Source organism: Shigella sp. FC1544 (genome assembly GCF_001722145.1).
Taxonomy (GTDB): Bacteria; Pseudomonadota; Gammaproteobacteria; order Enterobacterales; family Enterobacteriaceae; genus Escherichia; species Escherichia coli.
This window is the reverse complement of sequence record NZ_MECT01000143.1, coordinates 1-4,996: the sequence shown is the minus strand read 5'-3', so window position 1 is coordinate 4,996 and position 4,996 is coordinate 1. Positions and strand designations below refer to the sequence as shown.

The 4,996-nt window shown below is 53.6% G+C and carries 3 protein-coding genes and 1 pseudogene; all 4 read left to right on the top strand.

Translation table 11 applies throughout. From position 1 onward, the window contains the following. Positions 1–92: 92 nt before the first annotated feature. Positions 93–902, top strand: a pseudogene (locus BGK49_RS09345) (YadA family autotransporter adhesin); the annotation flags it as partial. 367 nt (positions 903–1,269) lie between these two features. Then, positions 1,270–2,925, top strand: coding sequence for an L-lactate permease (gene lldP / locus BGK49_RS09340; RefSeq protein WP_001297977.1), 1,656 nt, complete (start codon positions 1,270–1,272; stop codon positions 2,923–2,925). Continuing rightward, positions 2,925–3,701 (top strand): transcriptional regulator LldR, encoded by a 777-nt coding sequence (lldR, locus tag BGK49_RS09335; RefSeq protein ID WP_000636500.1) that lies wholly within the window; start codon positions 2,925–2,927, stop codon positions 3,699–3,701. Before lldP ends, lldR begins: the two co-directional genes overlap by 1 nt. Further along, positions 3,698–4,888, top strand: coding sequence for a quinone-dependent L-lactate dehydrogenase (lldD, locus tag BGK49_RS09330; RefSeq protein WP_000586962.1), 1,191 nt, complete (start codon positions 3,698–3,700; stop codon positions 4,886–4,888). The genes lldR and lldD overlap by 4 nt, the downstream gene beginning before the upstream one ends. Positions 4,889–4,996: the final 108 nt, after the last annotated feature.

Genomic DNA, 4,996 nt, shown 5'->3' with positions numbered 1-4,996 from the left:
TAGTGCGCTGGGTTATCGCTCGCCACGGGAATATCTGCGGCAGCGGGCTTGTAATGGGTTAAGTGATAACAGATGTCTGGAAATATAGGGGCAAATCCACCCAGAGCATTACTAACCTGAACAATCAGGTCACTAATCTGGATACTCGCGTTACTAATATCGAAAACGGTATTGGCGACATTGTCACCACCGGTAGCACCAAGTACTTCAAGACCAACACCGATGGCGTAGATGCCAACGCCCAGGGTAAAGATAGCGTTGCTATTGGTTCTGGTTCCATTGCTGCCGCTGACAACAGCGTCGCACTGGGTACCGGTTCCGTTGCAGAGGAAGAAAATACAATCTCTGTAGGTTCTTCTACTAACCAACGCCGTATCACCAACGTAGCTGCCGGTGTTAATGCCACCGATGCGGTTAACGTGTCGCAGCTGAAATCTTCTGAAGCAGGCGGCGTGCGCTACGACACCAAAGCTGATGGTTCTATCGACTATAGCAATATCACCCTCGGTGGTGGCAACGGCAGTACGACTCGTATCAGCAACGTCTCCGCTGGCGTCAACAACAACGACGCGGTGAACTACGCGCAGTTGAAGCAAAGCGTGCAGGAAACGAAGCAATACACCGATCAGCGGATGGTTGAGATGGATAACAAACTGTCTAAAACTGAAAGCAAGTTGAGCGGTGGTATCGCTTCTGCAATGGCAATGACCGGTCTGCCGCAGGCTTATACACCGGGTGCCAGCATGGCTTCTATTGGTGGCGGTACTTACAACGGTGAATCGGCAGTTGCTTTAGGTGTATCGATGGTGAGCGCCAATGGTCGTTGGGTCTACAAATTACAAGGTAGTACCAATAGCCAGGGTGAATACTCCGCCGCACTCGGTGCCGGTATTCAGTGGTAATGATCCATTAAGTTAGTGTGACTAAGGGCAAACGCCAAATTGCCTGATGCGTTACGCGCATCAGGCAAGATAAGGCGCTCCGGGTCAACAATCTAAGGGCAATTCTCTGATGAGGATTGCCCTTTTCTTTACCAGACATCTCCCCCCACAAGAATTGGCCCTACCAATTCTTCGCTTATCTGACCTCTGGTTCACAATTCCCCAATTAAAACTCACATCAATATTGCCAATACATAACATTTAGTTAACCATTCATTGTCGTTATCCCTACACAACACAATTGGCAGTGCCACTTTTACACAACGTGTGACAAGGAGATGAGCAACAGACTCATTACACGATGTGCGTGGACTCTAGGAGACCTGCAATGAATCTCTGGCAACAAAACTACGATCCCGCCGGGAATATCTGGCTTTCCAGTCTGATAGCATCGCTTCCCATCCTGTTTTTCTTCTTTGCGCTGATTAAGCTCAAACTGAAAGGATACGTCGCCGCCTCATGGACGGTAGCAATCGCCCTTGCCGTGGCTTTGCTGTTCTATAAAATGCCGGTCGCTAACGCGCTGGCCTCGGTGGTTTATGGCTTCTTCTATGGTTTGTGGCCCATCGCGTGGATCATTATTGCAGCAGTGTTCGTCTATAAGATCTCGGTGAAAACCGGGCAGTTTGACATCATTCGCTCGTCTATTCTTTCGATAACCCCTGACCAGCGTCTGCAAATGCTGATCGTCGGTTTCTGTTTCGGCGCTTTCCTTGAAGGAGCCGCAGGCTTTGGCGCACCGGTAGCAATTACCGCCGCATTGCTGGTCGGCCTGGGTTTTAAACCGCTGTACGCCGCCGGACTGTGCCTGATTGTTAACACCGCGCCAGTGGCATTTGGCGCGATGGGCATTCCAATCCTGGTTGCCGGACAAGTAACAGGCATCGACAGTTTTGAGATTGGCCAGATGGTGGGGCGTCAGCTACCGTTTATGACCATTATCGTGCTGTTCTGGATCATGGCGATTATGGACGGCTGGCGCGGTATCAAAGAGACGTGGCCTGCGGTCGTGGTTGCGGGCGGCTCGTTTGCCATCGCTCAGTACCTTAGCTCCAACTTCATTGGGCCGGAGCTGCCGGACATTATCTCTTCGCTGGTATCACTGCTCTGCCTGACGCTGTTCCTCAAACGCTGGCAACCAGTTCGCGTATTCCGCTTCGGTGACTTGGGGGCGTCACAGGTTGATATGACGCTGGCCCACACCGGTTACACCGCGGGTCAGGTGTTACGTGCCTGGACACCGTTCCTGTTCCTGACCGCTACCGTAACACTGTGGAGCATCCCGCCGTTTAAAGCCCTGTTCGCATCGGGTGGTGCGCTGTATGAGTGGGTGATCAACATTCCGGTGCCGTACCTCGATAAACTGGTTGCCCGTATGCCACCAGTGGTCAGCGAGGCTACAGCCTATGCCGCCGTGTTTAAGTTTGACTGGTTCTCTGCCACCGGCACCGCCATTCTGTTTGCTGCACTGCTCTCGATTGTCTGGCTGAAGATGAAACCGTCTGACGCTATCAGCACCTTCGGCAGCACGCTGAAAGAACTGGCTCTACCCATCTACTCCATCGGCATGGTGCTGGCGTTCGCCTTTATCTCGAACTATTCCGGACTGTCATCAACACTGGCACTGGCACTGGCGCACACCGGTCATGCATTCACCTTCTTCTCGCCGTTCCTCGGCTGGCTGGGGGTATTCCTGACCGGGTCGGATACCTCATCTAACGCCCTGTTCGCCGCGCTGCAAGCCACCGCAGCACAACAAATTGGCGTCTCTGATCTGTTGCTGGTTGCCGCCAATACCACCGGTGGCGTCACCGGTAAGATGATCTCCCCGCAATCTATCGCTATCGCCTGTGCGGCGGTAGGCCTGGTGGGCAAAGAGTCTGATTTGTTCCGCTTTACTGTCAAACACAGCCTGATCTTCACCTGTATGGTGGGCGTGATCACCACGCTTCAGGCTTATGTCTTAACGTGGATGATTCCTTAATGATTGTTTTACCCAGACGCCTGTCAGACGAGGTTGCCGATCGTGTGCGGGCGCTGATTGATGAAAAAAACCTGGAAGCGGGCATGAAGTTGCCCGCTGAGCGCCAACTGGCGATGCAACTCGGCGTATCACGTAATTCACTACGCGAGGCGCTGGCAAAACTAGTGAGCGAAGGCGTGCTGCTCAGTCGACGCGGCGGCGGGACGTTTATTCGCTGGCGTCATGACACATGGTCGGAGCAAAACATCGTCCAGCCGCTAAAAACGCTGATGGCCGATGATCCGGATTACAGTTTCGATATTCTGGAAGCCCGCTACGCCATTGAAGCCAGCACTGCATGGCATGCGGCAATGCGCGCCACACCTGGCGACAAAGAAAAGATTCAGCTTTGCTTTGAAGCAACGCTAAGTGAAGACCCGGATATCGCCTCACAAGCGGACGTTCGTTTTCATCTGGCGATTGCCGAAGCCTCACATAACATCGTGCTGCTGCAAACCATGCGCGGTTTCTTCGATGTCCTGCAATCCTCAGTGAAGCATAGCCGTCAGCGGATGTATCTGGTGCCACCGGTTTTTTCACAACTGACCGAACAACATCAGGCTGTCATTGACGCCATTTTTGCTGGTGATGCCGACGGGGCGCGTAAAGCAATGATGGCGCACCTTAGTTTTGTTCACACCACCATGAAACGATTCGATGAAGATCAGGCTCGCCACGCACGGATTACCCGCCTGCCCGGTGAGCATAATGAGCATTCGAGGGAGAAAAACGCATGATTATTTCCGCAGCCAGCGATTATCGCGCCGCAGCGCAACGCATTCTGCCGCCGTTCCTGTTCCACTATATGGATGGTGGTGCATATTCTGAATACACGCTGCGCCGCAACGTGGAAGATTTGTCAGAAGTGGCACTGCGCCAGCGTATTCTGAAAAACATGTCCGACTTAAGCCTGGAAACGACGCTGTTTAATGAGAAATTGTCGATGCCGGTAGCACTGGCACCGGTGGGTTTGTGTGGCATGTATGCGCGTCGTGGCGAAGTTCAGGCAGCCAAAGCGGCGGACGCGCATGGCATTCCGTTTACTCTCTCGACGGTTTCCGTTTGCCCGATTGAAGAAGTCGCGCCAGCCATCAAGCGCCCAATGTGGTTCCAGCTTTATGTACTGCGCGATCGCGGCTTTATGCGTAACGCGCTGGAGCGAGCAAAAGCAGCGGGTTGTTCGACGCTGGTTTTCACCGTGGATATGCCGACACCGGGCGCACGCTACCGTGATGCGCATTCAGGTATGAGCGGCCCAAATGCGGCAATGCGCCGCTACTTGCAGGCGGTGACGCATCCGCAATGGGCGTGGGATGTAGGCCTGAACGGTCGTCCACATGATTTAGGTAATATCTCAGCTTATCTCGGCAAACCAACCGGACTGGAAGATTACATCGGCTGGCTGGGGAATAACTTCGATCCGTCCATCTCATGGAAAGACCTTGAGTGGATCCGCGATTTCTGGGATGGCCCGATGGTGATCAAAGGGATCCTCGATCCGGAAGATGCGCGCGATGCAGTACGTTTTGGTGCTGATGGAATTGTGGTTTCTAACCACGGTGGCCGCCAGCTGGACGGTGTACTCTCTTCCGCTCGTGCGTTGCCCGCTATTGCAGATGCGGTGAAAGGTGATATCGCCATTCTGGCGGATAGCGGAATTCGTAACGGGCTTGATGTCGTGCGTATGATTGCGCTCGGTGCCGACACCGTACTGCTGGGTCGTGCTTTCCTGTATGCGCTGGCAACAGCGGGCCAGGCGGGTGTAGCTAACCTGCTAAATCTGATCGAAAAAGAGATGAAAGTGGCGATGACGCTGACTGGCGCGAAATCGATCAGTGAAATTACGCAAGATTCGCTGGTGCAAGGGCTGGGTAAAGAGTTGCCTGCGGCACTGGCTCCCATGGCGAAAGGGAATGCGGCATAGTCGTTTGCGCCCCCGTTACTTTATTCGTACCCCTTATAATGGGGTGTTAGCCAGCCAGACCCGGCATGATTACTGCCCCCAGTCGTCCATGATCCGGGGGGTGATGTC